Below are 16,464 nucleotides of genomic sequence, written 5' to 3' on the forward strand. Positions count from 1 at the left end.
AGAAGCAAACATGAAATCAATTTTAGTCACAGGGGCTACAGGCTTTATTGGTAGCCACTTACTCCCACACCTAGAACAGCAAAACTTTTCCGTCAAAATAACCACTCGCCAACCCTCACCTCAAACTTCCCAAAATATAACCCCCGTCAAAATTAACAACATAGACGAAACAACAGACTGGAGTGAAGCCCTAACAGATGTTGAATGTGTCATCCATTTAGCGGGTCGCGCTCATATCCTTCAAGATACGGCGACTGATCCTGAAGCAGAATTTTATCAAACTAATACGGTTGCTACCAGTAATCTGGTGAAACAATCGATCGAATGCGGTGTGAAACACTTTATCTTTATGAGTTCGATCGGTGCAATGACAACTCTCGCCACAGAAACTTTAACTGAATCTTCCCCTTGTTATCCTGATACCCCTTATGGACATAGTAAACTCCAAGCCGAACAAAACTTAAAGGAATTGTGCAAAAATAATCCCATGACTTGGACAATTTTACGTCCTCCCCTGATTTATGGAGCGCGTAATCCTGGGAATATGGAACGCCTCTTAAAACTGGTAAAAACAGGACTTCCTCTTCCTTTTGGTGCAATCAAGAATTGTCGGAGCTTGCTTTATGTGGGAAACTTAGTAGATGCGATCGCACAGTGTATTACTCACCCTAACGCCAGAAATCAAACCTTTATTATTAGTGATGGGGAAGATTTATCCACTCCTGCTTTAATCCGTCAAATCGGAACAGCAATGAGGAAACAACCGACTTTAATTCCGATTCCACCTCAACTGCTGAAACTCATCGCTCAACCTTTGGGGAAAGGAGAAACCATCGATCGATTAGCAGGGTCTCTTACGGTTGATAGTGGTAAAATTAGAAAAACGCTTGATTGGAAGCCTCCCTTTTCAGTTCATCAAGGGTTGAAAAACACAGTTGATTGGTTTCTTGAGAAGAAATGAACATAAAAACAGAATACGATCGAGATTTTTATGCCTGGATTAACCAAAATGTGAGCTTATTGCGAGAAGGTCGGCTGAGCGAAATTGATGCGGAACATATAGCCGAAGAATTAGAAAGCATGGGAAAACGCGATCGGCGCCAACTTCGCAGTCGCTTACAGGTTTTGCTGATGCACCTCCTAAAATGGCAATACCAGCCTGAAAAACAGAGTCAAAGCTGGCTGAGAACGATCGAGCATCAGCGAGACGAAATTGAAGCTCTATTATTGGATAGTCAAACTTTCTAATAACTAAATTTAGTATCATATAGGTATAATATGGTATAAAACAGACAGATGTATTTAACACCACAAGAAGCAAAAGAGAAATTTGATTATCATCCGAAGAGTTTAGCTCGTTGGGCAGATCAAGGATTGATCAAATTTGTTAAAAGCCCAGGGGGGCACAGAAGGTATTTATTATCTTCATTAGAGAACTTTTACTATCAAGAAGAAGATAAAAGAGAAATTATTTTATACATAAGAGTTTCTACTAACTCACAAAAAGAGGATTTAGAGAGCCAAAGACAATACGTTAGTAGCTACTACCCTCAGTGTAAATGTGTCTCAGATTTAGGGTCAGGATTAAACTTCAAAAGAAAAAAGTTTATATCTATAATGCAACAAGTGGCTAATGGAAAAATAAAAAAGATCGTTATAGCCCAAAAGGATAGGTTATGTCGATTTGGCTTTGACTTTGTTGAATGGTTCTGTAACCTAAACAACTGTGAGATAGAAGTTCTTAATAGCACCTATCAAACTCAAAAATGAAGAGTTAATGGAGGATTTTATGGCTATTATGCACTGTTTTTCAAGCAGACTCTATTTTCTGAGAAGTTATAAGAAAAAGATTAAACAAGAGGTTGATAATTTAAAGAAATCGGAGTAATCTAGACAGATAGAAATGAAACATCTTAGCTATGGCGAGGAAAAAAACTGCAAAAAATCAATACACAGTAACCCAAGTTGGTTATTGTGTAGGAGGCGATACAGTCAAAGCTCGTGAAATGGCTAGAAGAGCAGGGAGACTTCGATCTGATATTTGGAACAAGTACGGTAGTCTTCAAGCATGGGGAATCTCCCATCAGAAACTCTATAAAGCCTTTCAAGAAACTAATCCACCCTCATTTTATAAAATCTCTCAAAAACAATGGCAAAAGACCTTTGAAAGGGTTATAGATGATATTCATGCTTCTCAAGAAGCAGCTAAATCTATAGTAATTAAAAAGATATATCGAAAATTTAGACCTGAAAAAGATTTTCACGGTAAAGAGCTTGAAGATACTTCTTTTAGGAAAGAATTATTAGAAAGCCTAGATACTTTAGAGTGGATGGATTATCCATTAATCCATAGATGGATGAGAGATGCTTATCATAGAGGTCATACTTATGTTAATAATCAGATTTGTATAGGAGTTGATAATGGGGCGACTATAAAAAGAATAAGCAGAAATCTAGTTAAGGTAACCACTCAAGGAGAGAAAATTAAATCAAGAAAGTATGAACAGCTTTCTTTATTCTTTAAGGTAGGGAGAACCACTCCTAAAGGATTATTTCAAATCATTTTTGATGACTTTAATAATGAAGTTAGATTACATTATCCGAAAGTGCTAGACAAAGAGTCTAGTGTTAAAAAGGGAAGTTGTGGGCTTGATAAGGGTTACACGGAAGCCTTTACAGATAGCAATTGCCTCACTTACGGTGAAGGGATTGGTAAGGTAATGCAAACGTCTGTATCCAAAAGACATCAAAGAGGTAAATCTAGAAACAAGTTATATCAGATAGCAAAGAAAAAGGGTAATGATAAAATCTTTCGTTCTAACCTTACTAAAAAACGTCACAATAGAAGAGAAAAAAGAAAGAAGGAAACGTTAAACACCAAGATTCGTGCAGGGATTAATAAGTTCTTTGATCACTATAATCATGCGATTACTGAAGACTTAAGTTTTGTAGTTAAGAATAAAAAGCAAAGCAAAAAAGTGAATCGTAATCTAGCAGAGTGGTGTAAAGGAACTCTACAGAAATCTCTTGATGAGATAGCAACTCGACGGAATTGTCAGGTTTCAGTAGTGAATGCTGCGTACACCTCGCAGGTTGATTCTCGTTACGGGGTTCTATTAGGAACTCGTAAAGGGGATCAATTCTTCACCTTTGATGGGGAGGTGTTAAGCGCAGACGGTAATGCTGCTCGAAACATCGAGGCTAGACTGACTGATGCTAAGATTCCAAGGTATTTGAAATCTATTGAAGTTAGAAAGGTTTTGATTAAGCGAACAGTATCCTTTTTAAGAGAAAGGGGTTACTACTTAAAAGATGCAATCAACTTCGGTTGGTTCAACAGTAAACATCTTAAAGGAATAACACTTGAAAAGGCAATGGCGTTAGAGTGACCGCCGAGAGGTTTGTGCGATTCGTTTCCTGTGAAATCGCAGGAGTTCCCACGAATTCCGAGGTATAAACAGGAGCATGGTTAGAACCCTTCGGGGTACAAAACCTTGACAACTTGATTTCCATGTTGGTGAGAACCTGTGGAGCAACAGCTAAGAAATAGGTAGAGTATAACTCGTTAATTCAAATCCATCCCTCTCAGGGTGTGAGAGGACAGCGTAACCCTCATCTATAGAGTTGACTACTTGAGGATGAAGCAGGGTTAAATGGGGTCACTGCTGGAAGCCTAAACTGGTAAATCCCTAGCAAGAGGCTATGTCTAGTTAACGAACCTATGTCTGAACCATCGTGATTGGCAACCTGCGTAAAGGCTGCTCGCAGGGAGCGAAATAAGCTCAAGACAAAAGGATATAAGTTTAAACCAGCTTGTATCACACCTTCAATTTGTTCGGTGGATAATAGGGGGCTAAGGTCTCAAACAATGGAATTCAGGAACGAAGTAACCCTCGTTCATACTCTTGGGATAGGTCGATTTCTCAAGTAGTCTGTCGGGACGCAATCTCTGACTCATTAGTCGGGTAGAGCGAGGGCAGGATTGGATAAGAAGCAAACGCCTTCTTTAACGAGAAGGATAAGCAGACGTATCCACTTTAGATTACGAAGATAATACGCGAAAGTAGAGTAATGTTATGAACCAAATCAGGTATAAATGTGATGCTCGGACAAAGACCTTCTTAATGCTCTGGTTAGGCTTTGGGTTTAATCTCATGGCAGAGACAGAGTGGAGTCAGATTGACTGGAAGGAGGTTGAAATACGGGTGTTTAAGCTCCAAAAGCGGATTTATCGAGCTTCTCTAAGTGGTGACGTGGCTAAAGTTCACAAACTCCAAAGATTATTGTTGAGGTCTTGGTGCGCCAAACTCCTAGCAGTAAGGCGTATTTCGCAGGATAACCAGGGTAAAAATACCGCAGGGGTGGATGGTATTAAAAGCCTAAGTCCTAAACAAAGGTTGAGCCTTGCTGAAAGCCTAACCCTTACAGGGAAAGGTAAATCCTTAAGACGGGTCTGGATTCCGAAACCAGGTCGCAAAGAAAAACGTGGCTTGGGTATTCCAGTAATGGAAGACCGTGCGAGGCAGGCTCTCCTTAAGTTGGCTTTAGAGCCTGAATGGGAGGCAAAATTTGAGCCTAACTCGTACGGATTCAGACCAGGACGCTCTTGCCATGACGCGGAACGAGCAATCTATTTAACCGTTAAACAAAAAGCCAAATGGGTTCTTGATGCGGATATTAGTAAATGCTTCGACCGTATAAATCACAATGTTCTCTTACAAAAATTAAATACAACCCCGACTATTGCCCGACAGATTCGAGCTTGGTTGAAATCGGGGGTCTTGGATAGAGGTGATTGGATGCCTACAGAGGAAGGGACACCACAAGGAGGGGTAATTAGTCCACTTTTGGCAAACATAGCCCTGCACGGACTTGAAGAGTACATAAAACAATGGGCTGAAACTTGGAAGGGAGGTAAACGGGATAACCGTTGGAGTATTTCCTTAATCAGGTATGCAGATGATTTCGTTGTTCTTCACAAGGATAAATCTGTCATCCAACAAGCGAGAAAGCTGATTGAACAGTGGTTACATGGCTTAGGCTTGGAATTAAGCGAGAGCAAGACGAGAATTTGCCACACCTTGTATGATACAGAAGAAACAAAGGCAGGGTTTGACTTTTTAGGATGGAACGTCCGACAATATAGAGTCGGGAAGAACCATACGGGAAAAAGTACGAATGGCGAGTTACTCGGATTCAAAACAATTATCAAACCTAGCGACAAAAGTATAAAGACACATTATGAAAAGATTGTTGAAGTGCTAGATTCAATGAAAGGTAAGTCTCAAGAAGCAATCATTGGAAGGCTAAACCCGATTATCATCGGCTGGTGCAACTACCACAAAACAATCTGCTCAAAAGAAACATTTTCACACATAGACAACTTAGTCTATAACAAACTACGTCGCTGGATAAAGAGCCGTCATCCCAACCAAACTCTAAAATGGTGTGAAGGTAGATACTTTCATTTGACTAAGGAGAAAAACCTAGACGGAGAAGATAGAAATGCTAAATGGGTCTTTTCTACTCCACCTGATATACCAAATTCTCCTGTTGCGGGCAAGCATGAATTACGCAAGCACGTATGGACACCAATTGAAAGACATATAAAAATCGAGGGTACGAGGTCTCCTTATGATGGAGATTGGCGGTATTGGAGTAAACGTCGGGGTGAATACCCTGGCACACCGAAACGGGTTGCTACACTGATGAAGCAACAGAAAGGAAAATGCGCTCGTTGTGGACTTTACGTTAAGGATGAAGATGTAGTGGAGGTTGACCACATCGTCCCTAAAGCTGAAGGGGGCAAAGACCATTACAAGAATTTGCAGTTACTTCATCGTCATTGTCACCATCAGAAAACTGCTGAAGACCGACAACGACAAATGGATAATAAGGGGCGAAAGAAAGCCCAGAAGAAAACAAAGAAAGGTCGTAAATCGGAAACTAGACAGGGAAGTTCTGTTAGTACAGCGTAGTTTGGAGAGGAGCGGTATGAAGCGAAAGTTTCACGTGCCGTTCTGAAGCCGAGTCAAGAGGGCGACCTCTTGGCTTAGGTTAACAGATAGATTTGAAGGAGAGTGCCCACCATTTGTTTGTACTTCAACTCACTCAAACCGAAAAGAGCCTTGCTTTTTTAAGTAAGGTTATAGGACAAACGAACTCTTACGGTTTCTACCGTTTTGTTCCGTTATGCCACTCACTCCTAGCTTACGACGAGAATTAACAGAAGCACTAGCAATAATTTACCCCAAAGCGTTACGAGATGCTTGTCAAGAAACAGGGCTTCCCAAAACAGCATTTCCTTCGTCTTCTCCCTTGACAATAGAAGAAATTTTAAGTCAAGAATTTTTCCCTGAATAAACGATTTACCCTTTATTGAGGCGCGATCGCCTCTGGCGCTGAGCGAAGCTCAATCGCGTTTTTAAAAGCTTATCCTCACATGGGAAAATTAGAACTTAAATTTGTTCAGGAAGCATTTGAAACCAACTGGATCGCGCCTGTGGGGCCGCATGTCAATGCCTTTGAAGCAGAATTTTGCCAAACCGTTGGCAGTTCTTACGCCGCAGCCCTGAGTTCAGGAACAGCCAGAAGAACCACTAATCATTTTGGGTTGAACATGACAGTATTAATTCTCCAAACTCATCCAGCCCTAGACATGACAGAAGAACAATTTTTTCAATTCTGTCAAATTAACCCCAACTATCGCATTGAACGAAATGCCCAAGGAGAATTATTAGTGATGTCTCCGACGGGCAGCGAAACAGGACATCATAACGCTAAATTAACCCAACAATTGGGAAACTGGTCTGATGAAGACGGGACAGGAATCGACTTCGATTCTTCTGCCGGGTTTAAACTTCCCAATGGGGCAGAGCGATCGCCCGATGCGTCTTGGGTCAAACTAGAGAAATGGCAAGCCATACCGCCCCAACAACGGCAGAGATTTGCCCCGTTATGTCCTGATTTTGTCGTGGAATTGCGATCGCCGAGCGATAATCTTCAACCTTTACAGGAAAAAATGGAAGAATATATCCAAAATGGTGCAGCTTTAGGTTGGTTAATTGATCGCAAAAATCGCCGAGTTTATATCTATCGTCCCCAAACCCCAGTAGAATGCTGGCAATCTCCTGAAACACTCCAAGGAGACCCCCTTTTACCTGGGTTTGTTTTGCAACTGGCAAAAATTTGGTAGTTCAAACCAAAAAACGCTCCAATCGATACGCCCTTTGAGCTTGTTACAATCGACGTGAACCTTGCCAATTCACCCACAACCGAATCATGACCATCTCCCTCGAAAGCGAAACGATTTATCCCGATAGTGATGGCCAACCGATCGCAGATAATACCCAGCAATTTCACTGGATTGTTCTCATTAAAGAAAACTTAGAGCGATTATTTGCCCACGATCCTCAAGTGTTTGTCGCCGGGGACTTACTCTGGTATCCCATCGAAGACCATCCAGAAATTCGGGTCGCCCCCGATGTCATGGTCGTCTTGGGAAGACCAAAAGGCGATCGCGGGTCTTATCGACAGTGGGAAGAAGACCAAATCGCACCGCAAGTGGTATTTGAAATACTCTCCCCTAGCAACCGCCTCAAGGAAATGACCAAAAAACTGCAATTTTATGACCGCTACGGAGTCGAAGAATATTATATTTATCATCCAGAACACAATGACTTGCATGGTCTCTATCGCACAGCAGAGGGGTTGACGGTCATTGAAGACATAGAAAACTGGACAAGTCTCAGATTAGGCATTCGCTTTCTCCTAACGGCTGAAACCTTGGAAATTTATCGCCCGGATGGTGAGAAGTTTCTTACCTCCCTAGAATTAGAACAACAAGCTCAACAGGAACACCAACGGGCTGAACGTCTAGCGGCTCAATTACGGGCTTTAGACATTGAACCAGAGTCATAAAATATCTGAATCGCCTTTTTCAGAGTGATAATGTAAATTAAAAGAAATCAAACATGGTACAAACGGTTCAAGCTCAAAATATCGATATGCGCTATGTGATCGATCATTTTGGCATTCGCTTTAATCGAGATGAAAATTTCTTCCGGGAATGGCAAGAAAATTTACCAGAAATCACTGACTCACAGAAGCAATATCTTGACCAAGTAAGGGAAGGTTATTTTAACTTATTGGAACACCCTCCTCTACTAGAAGGGGTGGTAAAAATGGCAATTTTAGACCCAATTCTTTTTATTGGTGGTTTCTTCCTTTCTCCATTTTATATTAGATCAGAACAACCCATTGATATTGCGCTTGAAGATCAAGATGTTGTAGTGCGAGGACGCATTGATAGTTTAGTCCTCCAAGAACAACTTTGGTTAATGGTGATTGAATCTAAAAAATTCGCGTTTTCTACAGAAGAGGGATTAGCACAACTCTTGGTCTATATGTTAGCGAATCCCAATCCAGAACAGCCCACTTATGGGATGGTGACAACAGGAGGAAGTTTTTTGTTTGTTAAATTACTTAAAACAGAAACCCCTCAATATACAACCTCTCGACTCTTCGGGACTCGCAACATTGGAGATTTATATGAAGTATTGCGAATTTTAAGAAAATTAACAGCAGTAGTTCGTAGTAACGAGAATCACACTCTCTAGCCTTTTCACCACAGCCTATCATCAAATCCAATCGCAAAAAATACAAGAGAAAACTAAGCCATGACAGCCACCGCCTTACTCTCACAATACCGTCCTAATGCCCAACACTGTTATTAGCCTCAGAAGCCCCATAAAATTCTTCGCCTGTTCCTAATTACGGGCGTTGCAATCATCCTCACCATTATTGCTTCCATTCCTCTCCGTATTGCCCTCACTAAACTTCACACGCCTCAGCCAGAAGCAATTTTTATGCTTGGAGGGGGACGCGATCGCGAACGTTTCACCGCAGAATTTGCTCAAAAACACCCCTCACTCCCGATTTGGATTTCCGTAGGCTCTCGTAAAGCTCCTGAAATCTTTGCTAATGCCGCGATTAATCCCACTCGCATCCATTACGACGATCGCGCCACCGATACGGTTACTAATTTCACCACTATAATCGAACCTTTTCAAGACAATAATCTCGATCATGTTTATCTCATTACCTCTGACTTTCATATGAGACGTTCCCGCGCGATCGCGACAGTCGTTTTTGGAAGTCGAGGCATTATTGTTACGCCAGTGGCAGTCCCCTCAAAACGAGAAGCAGAAAAAAACACCCGAATCGCCCGTGATGTCGTTCGCTCCCTACTTTGGGTATTCACAAAGCGCACTGGCGCAAGTTTGAATCCCAGCCTATCTTGGTTACCTAATAAAAGGCTTGACCGAGCCATAGAGGGACTCTCCCAAGATTAGGAAGTTATTCCAGCAAGAGAAATCTTTTACTCACAAAACTGTTGAGAGCGAACCCTAAAATAGTAGATATAGAAGCCTAACCTAATCCTCTCTATGACTGCTGCTACTTCTAAATCCCTGACACTGGAAGAATTCCTGCAACTTCCCGAAACCAAACCCGCCAGCGAATTCCTCGCCGGCAAAATCATTCAAAAACCGATGCCGAAAGGAAGACATAGTCGAATACAAGGAAAACTTAGTAATGAAATTAATCGGGTTACTGAGGAGCAAAAAATTGCTTATGCTTTTCCCGAACTCAGGTGCAGTTTTGGGAATCGATCAATTGTTCCCGATATCGCTGTCTTCCGTTGGGATAATATTCCGTTCCTTGATAATGGTGAAGTGCCAGATCGATTTTCTTTCCCTCCCAACTGGGTAATTGAAATTCTATCTCCAGAACAAAAACCGAATCAAGTGATTGGTAATATTTTGTACTGCATTGAAAATGGCAGCGAATTAGGCTGGTTAATTGATCCTGATGATCAAAGTATTTTAGTATTCTGGCGCGATCGCGCTCCTTCCCTGCGACAAGAAAACGACGTGCTTCCCGTCTTAGCAGAGATAGAATTAGAACTAACGGCTAATCAACTCTTTAGCTGGCTAAAAATGGGAAATTAATCCGAAAATTACCGCTAACAACTGTTTTACTCCCCATATTCCTGTAAAAAAGCCAAAAAATCCCTTAAGGCTTGTCCGTTGGCTTCGTTGGGTTCGAGTTGATACCGTATTTGTAAAATAGTTCCTCGATTTTGGATTCGAGCACGGCGAGCCGCTCGTTCTCTTTCCTCAGTTGCTCGGTTTCGCTCTCGATTTGCTCGTTCTCTTTCCTCAGCTGCTCGGTTTCGCTCTTGATTTGCTCGTTCTCTTTCCTCAGCTGCTCGGTCTCTTTCCTCGTCTGCTGCGCGATCGCGCTGTATTTCTCGCTGTCTTCTCTCAACTCTTTCATTCTCTGTTCGTGCTGCTTCTGCGCTTCTTCTTCTTTCTGATTCTGCTTCGCGTGCTGTTTCTCGATTTCGACGGTCCCACTCAACGCCGAAAGCAACCAGCGCCACCACGAGGGCTGCCACGGTGAGTCGGTTACTCCAGACTCGGGGTTGCTCAATTGTTGCGAGGAAGGTGAAGTCTTCTTGGTCATAAAACCTCAGAAACGCGACGGCAATGGTTAGTACACTTAAAAGGGTATTGGGGAAAAGCGAGAGAAAGTTTAACCAAATTTTTCTTTGGGGTGACTCCATTTTAGCAGACTTTCTACTAAGTTCGGCTTCATTGTCCCATTCCCTTGCTGAAAAGGAAAGGTTTGAACTCGATGGGACACAAAGCTCTCAGTTAGAATTACTCCCCAGATTCCTGTAAAAAAGCCAAAAAATCCCTTAAGGCTTGTCGGTTGGCTTCGTTGGGTTCGAGTTGATACCGTATTTGTAGAACAGTTCCTCGATTTTGGATTCGAGTACGGCGAGCCGCTCGTTCTCTTTCCTCGTCTGCTGCGCGATCGCGCTAAAAAAGAGTTTGGTTTTTCTCCTCGTTCCCTAGAAGTCGGGTTACAGCAAGAAATTGAACTCATGCGCCAACAAGGATTAATCTCTTCTTCTTAAACCATCCTCAAAACTGTTGAGAGCGAACCCTAAAATAGTAGATATAGAAGCCTAACCTAATCCTCTCTATGACTGCTGCTACTTCTAAATCCCTGACACTGGAAGAATTCCTGCAACTTCCCGAAACTAAACCCGCCAGCGAATTCCTCGCCGGGAAAATCATTCAAAAACCAGGCTCGAAAGGAAGACATAGCTGTTTACAGTATGAAGTTTGCAATGTTATCAATCAAGCAACAAAAAATCAAAAAATTGCCTACGCTTTTCCTGAACTGAGATGCACTTTTGCCAATCGTTCCATTGTTCCCGATATCGCTGTCTTCCGATGGCAAAACATTCCCTTCCTCTCCGATGGACAAGTTCCAGATCGATTTTCTTTCCCTCCCAACTGGGTAATTGAAATTCTATCTCCAGAACAAAAACCGAATCAAGTGATTGGTAATATTTTGTACTGCATTGAAAATGGCAGCGAATTGGGCTGGTTAATTGATCCCGATGATCAAAGTGTTTTGGTATTCTGGCGCGATGCTCGAAGAGCGGTCGCTTCGCGACATCGCGCTCCTTCCCTGCGACAAGAAAACGACGTGCTTGCTGTCTTAGCAGAAATAAAATTAGAACTAACGGCTGATCAACTCTTTAGCTACATCAAAATGGGAAATTAAGCCGAAAATTACCCCTAAAAACTGTTTTACTCCCCATATTCCTGTAAAAAAGCCAAAAAATCCCTTAAGGCTTGTCCGTTGGCTTCGTTGGGTTCGACTTGATACCGTATTTGTAAAATAGTTCCTCGATTTTGGATTCGAGCACGGCGAGCCGCTCGTTCTCTTTCCTCAGCTCTTTCATTCTCTGCTCGTGCTGTTTCTGTCTCTTGGCGTGCTGTTTCTCGATTTCGACGGTCCCACTCAACGCCGAAAGCAACCAACGCCACCACGAGGGCTGCCACGGTGAGTCGGTTACTCCAGATTCGGGGTTGCTCAATTGTTGCGAGGAAGGTGAAGTCTTGTTGGTCATAAAACCTCTGAAGGTATCAAGCACGAGCTAATTTAGTGTTTATATGGCGATTTAGGCTTACATTCTGCTCAGCAGCTTCAATTACAAGCTGACGATGTAACTGTGGAGTTGCACGAACTTGAAATTTTCCACTGTATTCTCCATTGGCTATAGGCTCCGGAGGGGTTTCTCCCTTTGCTTCCATATCTGATACTACATCTGCCACTAATTCAGAGATTCCTTTTAGAGCATCTACCTGGTTTTCATCCAAGCATGAAAGGCTTGGAAACTCAGCGCAAAGACCTACAAATTCCTCATCTTCTGGCGACCAAGTTATTCTATAGGTATAGTTTTTAGGGTCTATCATCATCCATTTCCTCCTTTTTCTTTATAGCTTCTAGAGCTTTCCTAACCTGATAGGGTTTAGCCATCCCATTTTTGTTTTGGATGTTAACCCGAGGGTCTCCAGGCCAAGGTGTTTGATAGATAAGATGGCTCCCTCTTTGCCTAGGAAGACCAAAATAATGCTCGCAAACTTTAGCTAGCTCGTGAAACTTGACATTTTTTGGATTTCTTTCTATCTTTTCGAGTATTTTTTTTACACTAGGCATTCGACTAATTTTATTATAGTATCATTAATAATACTAGTCAACGAAAACGTGCCTTCTGTCTTAGCAGAGATAGAATTAGAACTAACGGCTGACAACTGTTTTACTCCCCATATTCCTGCAAGAAAGCCAAGAAATCTCTTAAGGCTTGTCCGTTGGCTTCGTTGGGTTCGACTTGATACCGTATTTGTAAAATAGTTCCTTGATTTTGGATTCGAGTACGGCGAGCCGATCGTTCTCTTTCCTCAGCTGCTCGTTCTCTTTCCTCGTCTGCTGCGCGATCGCGCTGTATTTCTCGCTGTCTTCTCTCAACTCTTTCATTCTCTGTTCGTGCTGCTTCTGCGCTTCTTCTTCTTTCTGATTCTGCTTCGCGTGCTGTTTCTCGATTTCGACGGTCCCACTCAACGCCGAAAGCAACCAGCGCCACCACGAAGGCTGCCACAGTGAGTCGGTTACTCGCCTCTCGGGGTTGTTCAATTGTTGCGAGGAAGGTGAAGTCTTGTTGGTCATAAAACCTCAGAAACGCGACAGCAATGGTTAGTACACTTAAAAGGGTACTGGGTAATAGCGAGAGAAAATTTAACCAAATTTTTCTTTGGGGTGACTCCATTTTAGCAGACTTTCTACTAAGTTCGGCTTCATTGTCCCATTCCCTTGCTGAAAAGAGAAGGCTTGAACTTGATGGGACACAAAGCTCTCAGTTAGAATCACTCCCCAGATTCCTGTAAAAAAGCCAAAAAATCCCTTAAGGCTTGTCCGTTGGCTTCGTTGGGTTCGAGTTGATACCGTATTTGTAGAACAGTTCCTTGATTTTGGATTCGAGTACGGCGAGCCGATCGTTCTCTTTCTTCAGCTGCTCGGTTTCGCTCTCGATTTGCTCGTTCTCTTTCCTCAGCTGCTGCGCGATCGCGCTGTATTTCTCGCTGTCTTCTCTCAACTCTTTCATTCTCTGTGCGTGCTGTTTCTCGATTTCGACGGTCCCACTCAACGCCGAAAGTAACCAACGCCACCACGAGGGCTGCCAAGGTGAGTCGGTTACTCCAGACTCTGGGTTGCTCAATTGTTGCGAGGAAGGTGAAATCTTGTTGGTCATAAAACCTCAGAAACGCGACAGCAATGGTTAGTACACTTAAAAGGGTACTGGGTAATAGCGAGAGAAAATTTAACCAAATTTTTCTTTGGGGTGACTCCATGCTAGCAGACTTTCTACTAAGTTCGGCTTCATTGTCCCATTTCCTTGCTGAAAAAGAAAGGCTTGAACTCAATGGGACACAAAGCTCTCAGTTAGAATCACTCCCCATATTCCTCCAAAAAAGCCAAAAAATTCCTTAAGGCTTGTCCGTTGGCTTCGTTGGGTTCGACTTGATACCGTATTTGTAAAATAGTTCCTCGATTTTGGATTCGAGTACGGCGAGCCGCTCGTTCTCTTTCCTCAGCTGCTCGGTTTCGCTCTCGATTTGCTCGTTCTCTTTCCTCAGCTGCTGCGCGATCGCGCTGTATTTCTCCCTGTCTTCTCTCAACTCTTTCATTCTCTGTTCGTGTTGCTTCTTCGCGTCTTCTTCTCTCCTCATCGCCTCTTCTCTGGTCATCTTCAGCCAAGCGATTTGTTTCTCGGTTTCGACGGTTCCACTCAACGCTGAAATTAACCACTGCCACCAAGAGGGCCGCCACAGTGAGTCGGTTGCTCCAGAGTCTTGGTTCTCTAATTTGTCCGAGGATTGTGAAATCTTGTTCATCATAAAAACGTAGAAAAGCGACAGTAATAGTCAGAAGAGTTAAAAGCGTTCCTGGTAAAAGGGCAAGGAAATTCTGCCATGGAGATGATGTTTTCATTGTAAATGATTAGAGCGAATCAGGTCTTATTTTACCTTGATTCCTAATCCCCATATTCCTGCAAAAAAGCCAAAAAATTCCTTAAGGCTTGTCCGTTGGCTTCGTTGGGTTCGATTTGATACCGTATTTGTAGAATAGCTCCTCGATTTTGGATTCGAGCACGGCGAGCCGCTCGTTCTCTTTCCTCAGCTGCTCGGTTTCGCTCTCGATTTGCTCGTTCTCTTTCCTCAGCTGCTCGGTTTCGCTCTTGATTTGCTCGTTCTCTTTCCTCAGCTGCTCGGTTTCGCTCTCGATTTGCTCGTTCTCTTTCCTCAGCTGCTGCGCGATCGCGCTGTATTTCTCGCTGTCTTCTCTCAACTCTTTCATTCTCTGTGCGTGCTGTTTCTCGATTTCGACGGTCCCACTCAACGCCGAAAGTAACCAACGCCACCACGAGGGCTGCCAAGGTGAGTCGGTTACTCCAGACTCTGGGTTGCTCAATTGTTGCGAGGAAGGTGAAATCTTGTTGGTCATAAAACCTCAGAAACGCGACGGCAATGGTTAGTACACTTAAAAGGGTACTAGGTAATAGCGAGAGAAAATTTAACCAAATTTTTCTTTGGGGTGACTCCATTTTAGCAGACTTTCTACTAAGTTCGGCTTCATTGTCCCATTCCCTTGCTGAAAAAGAAAGGCTTGAACTCGATGGGACACAAAGCTCTCAGTTAGAATTACTCCCCATATTCCTGCAAAAAAGCCAAAAAATCCCTTAAGGCTTGTCCGTTGGCTTCGTTGGGTTCGATTTGATACCGTATTTGTAGAATAGTTCCTCGATTTTGGATTCGAGCACGGCGAGCCGCTCGTTCTCTTTCTTCAGCTGCTCGTTCTCTTTCCTCAGCTCTTTCATTCTCTGCTCGTGCTGTTTCTGCCTCTTGGCGTGCTGTTTCTCGATTTCGACGGTCCCACTCAACGCCGAAAGCAACCAGCGCCACCACGAGGGCTGCCACGGTGAGTCGGTTGCTCGCCTCTCGGGGTTGTTCGATGATTGCGAGGAAGGTGAAGTCTTCTTGGTCATAAAACCTCAGAAACGCGACAGCAATGGTTAGTACACTTAAAAGGGTACTGGGTAATAGCGAGAGAAAATTTAACCAAATTTTTCTTTGGGGTAGCTCCATTCTAGCAGAGTATCTACTAAGTTCGGCTTTATTGTCCCATTCCCTTGCTTAAAAGGAAAGGTTTGAACTTGATGGGACACAAAGCTCTCAGTTAGAATCACTCCCCATATTCCTGCAAGAAAGCCAAAAAATTCCTTAAGGCTTGTCCGTTGGCTTCGTTGGGTTCGATTTGATACCGTATTTGTAGAATAGCTCCTCGATTTTGGATTCGAGCACGGCGAGCCGCTCGTTCTCTTTCCTCGTCTGCTGCGCGATCGCGCTGTATTTCTCGCTGTCTTCTCTCAATTCTTTCATTATCTGCTCGTGCTGTTTCTGCCTCTTGGCGTGCTGTTTCTCGATTTCGACGGTCCCACTCAACGCCGAAAGCAACCAACGCCACCACGAGGGCTGCCACGGTGAGTTGGTTACTCGCCTCTCTGGGTTGCTCAATTGTTGCGAGGAAGGTGAAATCTTGTTGGTCATAAAACCTCAGAAACGCGACGGCAATGGTTAGTACGCTTAAAAGGGTACTGGGTAATAGCGAGAGAAAGTTTAACCAAATTTTTCTTTGGGGTGACTCAATTCTAGCAGAGTATCTACTAAGTTCGGCTTCATTGTCCCATTCCCTTGCTGAAAAAGAAAGCCAAGTCTTAGCGGCGTTATGCTAATTTTAAGGGGATAGCAAAATGATAATCATCGCTAATATCAGTGTTCATTGATTCAAAAATTTTTGCCACGCTCGAAGCAAGGGAGCAATGGGAGACAAGGGAGACAAGGGAGACAAGGGAGATAAGGGAGCGATTTTTCTCCCCCATCTTCCCCATCTCCCCCATCTCCCCCATCTTCCCCATCTTCCCCATCTTGCCTTTTACCTTTTGCCTTTTGCCTCTTGCCTTTTGCCTTACTACAAGAAAAACAT

At 43.2% G+C, this 16,464-nt stretch carries 22 protein-coding genes and 1 pseudogene; 12 read left to right on the top strand and 11 right to left on the bottom strand.

Features of this window, described 5'->3' with window-relative positions:
• Positions 1–10: 10 nt before the first annotated feature.
• From DACSA_RS01555 to DACSA_RS01600, 11 genes are all read left to right on the top strand, one after another.
• The gene (locus DACSA_RS01555) at positions 11–961 is read left to right on the top strand and encodes an NAD-dependent epimerase/dehydratase family protein (protein ID WP_015228095.1); all 951 of its coding nucleotides are present in this window, start codon (positions 11–13) and stop codon (positions 959–961) included.
• Positions 958–1,248 (top strand): DUF29 domain-containing protein, encoded by a 291-nt coding sequence (locus tag DACSA_RS01560; protein ID WP_015228096.1) that lies wholly within the window; start codon positions 958–960, stop codon positions 1,246–1,248. Before DACSA_RS01555 ends, DACSA_RS01560 begins: the two co-directional genes overlap by 4 nt.
• 48 nt (positions 1,249–1,296) lie before the next feature.
• Positions 1,297–1,770: an IS607 family transposase gene (locus DACSA_RS01565; protein ID WP_198007611.1), complete on the top strand. Its 474-nt coding sequence runs from the start codon at positions 1,297–1,299 to the stop codon at positions 1,768–1,770.
• 149 nt (positions 1,771–1,919) lie between these two features.
• Positions 1,920–3,389 (top strand): hypothetical protein, encoded by a 1,470-nt coding sequence (locus tag DACSA_RS01570; RefSeq protein WP_015228097.1) that lies wholly within the window; start codon positions 1,920–1,922, stop codon positions 3,387–3,389.
• Between the two features lie 687 nt (positions 3,390–4,076).
• Positions 4,077–5,978 carry a group II intron reverse transcriptase/maturase gene (gene ltrA / locus DACSA_RS01575; RefSeq protein WP_015228098.1) on the top strand — a complete coding sequence of 634 codons (1,902 nt, stop codon included), beginning with the start codon at positions 4,077–4,079 and terminating at the stop codon, positions 5,976–5,978.
• A gap of 214 nt (positions 5,979–6,192) precedes the next feature.
• Positions 6,193–6,363 carry a DUF29 family protein gene (locus tag DACSA_RS18695; protein ID WP_083874351.1) on the top strand — a complete coding sequence of 57 codons (171 nt, stop codon included), beginning with the start codon at positions 6,193–6,195 and terminating at the stop codon, positions 6,361–6,363.
• Between the two features lie 79 nt (positions 6,364–6,442).
• Positions 6,443–7,195 carry a Uma2 family endonuclease gene (locus tag DACSA_RS01580; protein WP_015228099.1) on the top strand — a complete coding sequence of 251 codons (753 nt, stop codon included), beginning with the start codon at positions 6,443–6,445 and terminating at the stop codon, positions 7,193–7,195.
• Positions 7,196–7,281: 86 nt separating this feature from the next.
• Positions 7,282–7,920, top strand: a complete 639-nt coding sequence (locus tag DACSA_RS01585; RefSeq protein ID WP_015228100.1) for a Uma2 family endonuclease — start codon at positions 7,282–7,284, stop codon at positions 7,918–7,920.
• Positions 7,921–7,973: 53 nt separating this feature from the next.
• Positions 7,974–8,618 carry a hypothetical protein gene (locus DACSA_RS01590; RefSeq protein WP_015228101.1) on the top strand — a complete coding sequence of 215 codons (645 nt, stop codon included), beginning with the start codon at positions 7,974–7,976 and terminating at the stop codon, positions 8,616–8,618.
• A 249-nt stretch (positions 8,619–8,867) separates the two neighbouring features.
• The gene (locus DACSA_RS01595) at positions 8,868–9,353 is read left to right on the top strand and encodes a YdcF family protein (protein WP_015228102.1); all 486 of its coding nucleotides are present in this window, start codon (positions 8,868–8,870) and stop codon (positions 9,351–9,353) included.
• Positions 9,354–9,446: 93 nt separating this feature from the next.
• Entirely contained in the window at positions 9,447–10,010 is a 564-nt protein-coding gene (locus DACSA_RS01600) for a Uma2 family endonuclease (RefSeq protein WP_015228103.1), read from the top strand.
• Between the two features lie 26 nt (positions 10,011–10,036).
• Here the strand turns inward: DACSA_RS01600 and DACSA_RS01605 are convergent, their stop codons facing one another.
• Positions 10,037–10,627, bottom strand: a complete 591-nt coding sequence (locus DACSA_RS01605; RefSeq protein WP_015228104.1) for a hypothetical protein — start codon at positions 10,625–10,627, stop codon at positions 10,037–10,039.
• A 425-nt stretch (positions 10,628–11,052) separates the two neighbouring features.
• On the opposite strand from DACSA_RS01605, the gene DACSA_RS01610 reads away from it, so the two are divergent.
• Positions 11,053–11,643 carry a Uma2 family endonuclease gene (locus DACSA_RS01610; RefSeq protein WP_015228105.1) on the top strand — a complete coding sequence of 197 codons (591 nt, stop codon included), beginning with the start codon at positions 11,053–11,055 and terminating at the stop codon, positions 11,641–11,643.
• A gap of 26 nt (positions 11,644–11,669) precedes the next feature.
• Here the strand turns inward: DACSA_RS01610 and DACSA_RS01615 are convergent.
• From DACSA_RS01615 to DACSA_RS21880, 10 genes and pseudogenes are all read right to left on the bottom strand, one after another.
• Positions 11,670–11,999, bottom strand: a pseudogene (locus DACSA_RS01615) (hypothetical protein); the annotation flags it as partial.
• A 9-nt stretch (positions 12,000–12,008) separates the two neighbouring features.
• Positions 12,009–12,338: a type II toxin-antitoxin system HicB family antitoxin gene (locus DACSA_RS01620; protein ID WP_015228107.1), complete on the bottom strand. Its 330-nt coding sequence runs from the start codon at positions 12,336–12,338 to the stop codon at positions 12,009–12,011.
• Entirely contained in the window at positions 12,325–12,582 is a 258-nt protein-coding gene (locus DACSA_RS01625; protein ID WP_015228108.1) for a hypothetical protein, read from the bottom strand. Before DACSA_RS01625 ends, DACSA_RS01620 begins: the two co-directional genes overlap by 14 nt.
• Positions 12,583–12,682: 100 nt before the next feature.
• Positions 12,683–13,189, bottom strand: a complete 507-nt coding sequence (locus DACSA_RS01630) for a hypothetical protein (protein ID WP_015228109.1) — start codon at positions 13,187–13,189, stop codon at positions 12,683–12,685.
• Positions 13,190–13,286: 97 nt separating this feature from the next.
• The gene (locus tag DACSA_RS01635) at positions 13,287–13,772 is read right to left on the bottom strand and encodes a hypothetical protein (protein ID WP_015228110.1); all 486 of its coding nucleotides are present in this window, start codon (positions 13,770–13,772) and stop codon (positions 13,287–13,289) included.
• 97 nt (positions 13,773–13,869) lie between these two features.
• Positions 13,870–14,412 (bottom strand): hypothetical protein, encoded by a 543-nt coding sequence (locus DACSA_RS01640; RefSeq protein WP_015228111.1) that lies wholly within the window; start codon positions 14,410–14,412, stop codon positions 13,870–13,872.
• Positions 14,413–14,455: 43 nt separating this feature from the next.
• Positions 14,456–15,025, bottom strand: coding sequence for a hypothetical protein (locus DACSA_RS01645; protein ID WP_015228112.1), 570 nt, complete (start codon positions 15,023–15,025; stop codon positions 14,456–14,458).
• Positions 15,026–15,122: 97 nt separating this feature from the next.
• On the bottom strand, positions 15,123–15,566 hold the full coding sequence (locus tag DACSA_RS01650) for a hypothetical protein (RefSeq protein ID WP_015228113.1): 444 nt from the start codon (positions 15,564–15,566) through the stop codon (positions 15,123–15,125).
• Positions 15,567–15,663: 97 nt separating this feature from the next.
• The gene (locus tag DACSA_RS01655) at positions 15,664–16,128 is read right to left on the bottom strand and encodes a hypothetical protein (protein WP_041235255.1); all 465 of its coding nucleotides are present in this window, start codon (positions 16,126–16,128) and stop codon (positions 15,664–15,666) included.
• Between the two features lie 76 nt (positions 16,129–16,204).
• A complete protein-coding gene (locus tag DACSA_RS21880; RefSeq protein ID WP_041235256.1) occupies positions 16,205–16,405 on the bottom strand; it encodes a hypothetical protein in 201 nt (66 codons plus the stop codon).
• Positions 16,406–16,464: the final 59 nt, after the last annotated feature.

Source organism: Dactylococcopsis salina PCC 8305, assembly GCF_000317615.1.
Lineage (GTDB): Bacteria > Cyanobacteriota > Cyanobacteriia > Cyanobacteriales > Rubidibacteraceae > Halothece > Halothece salina.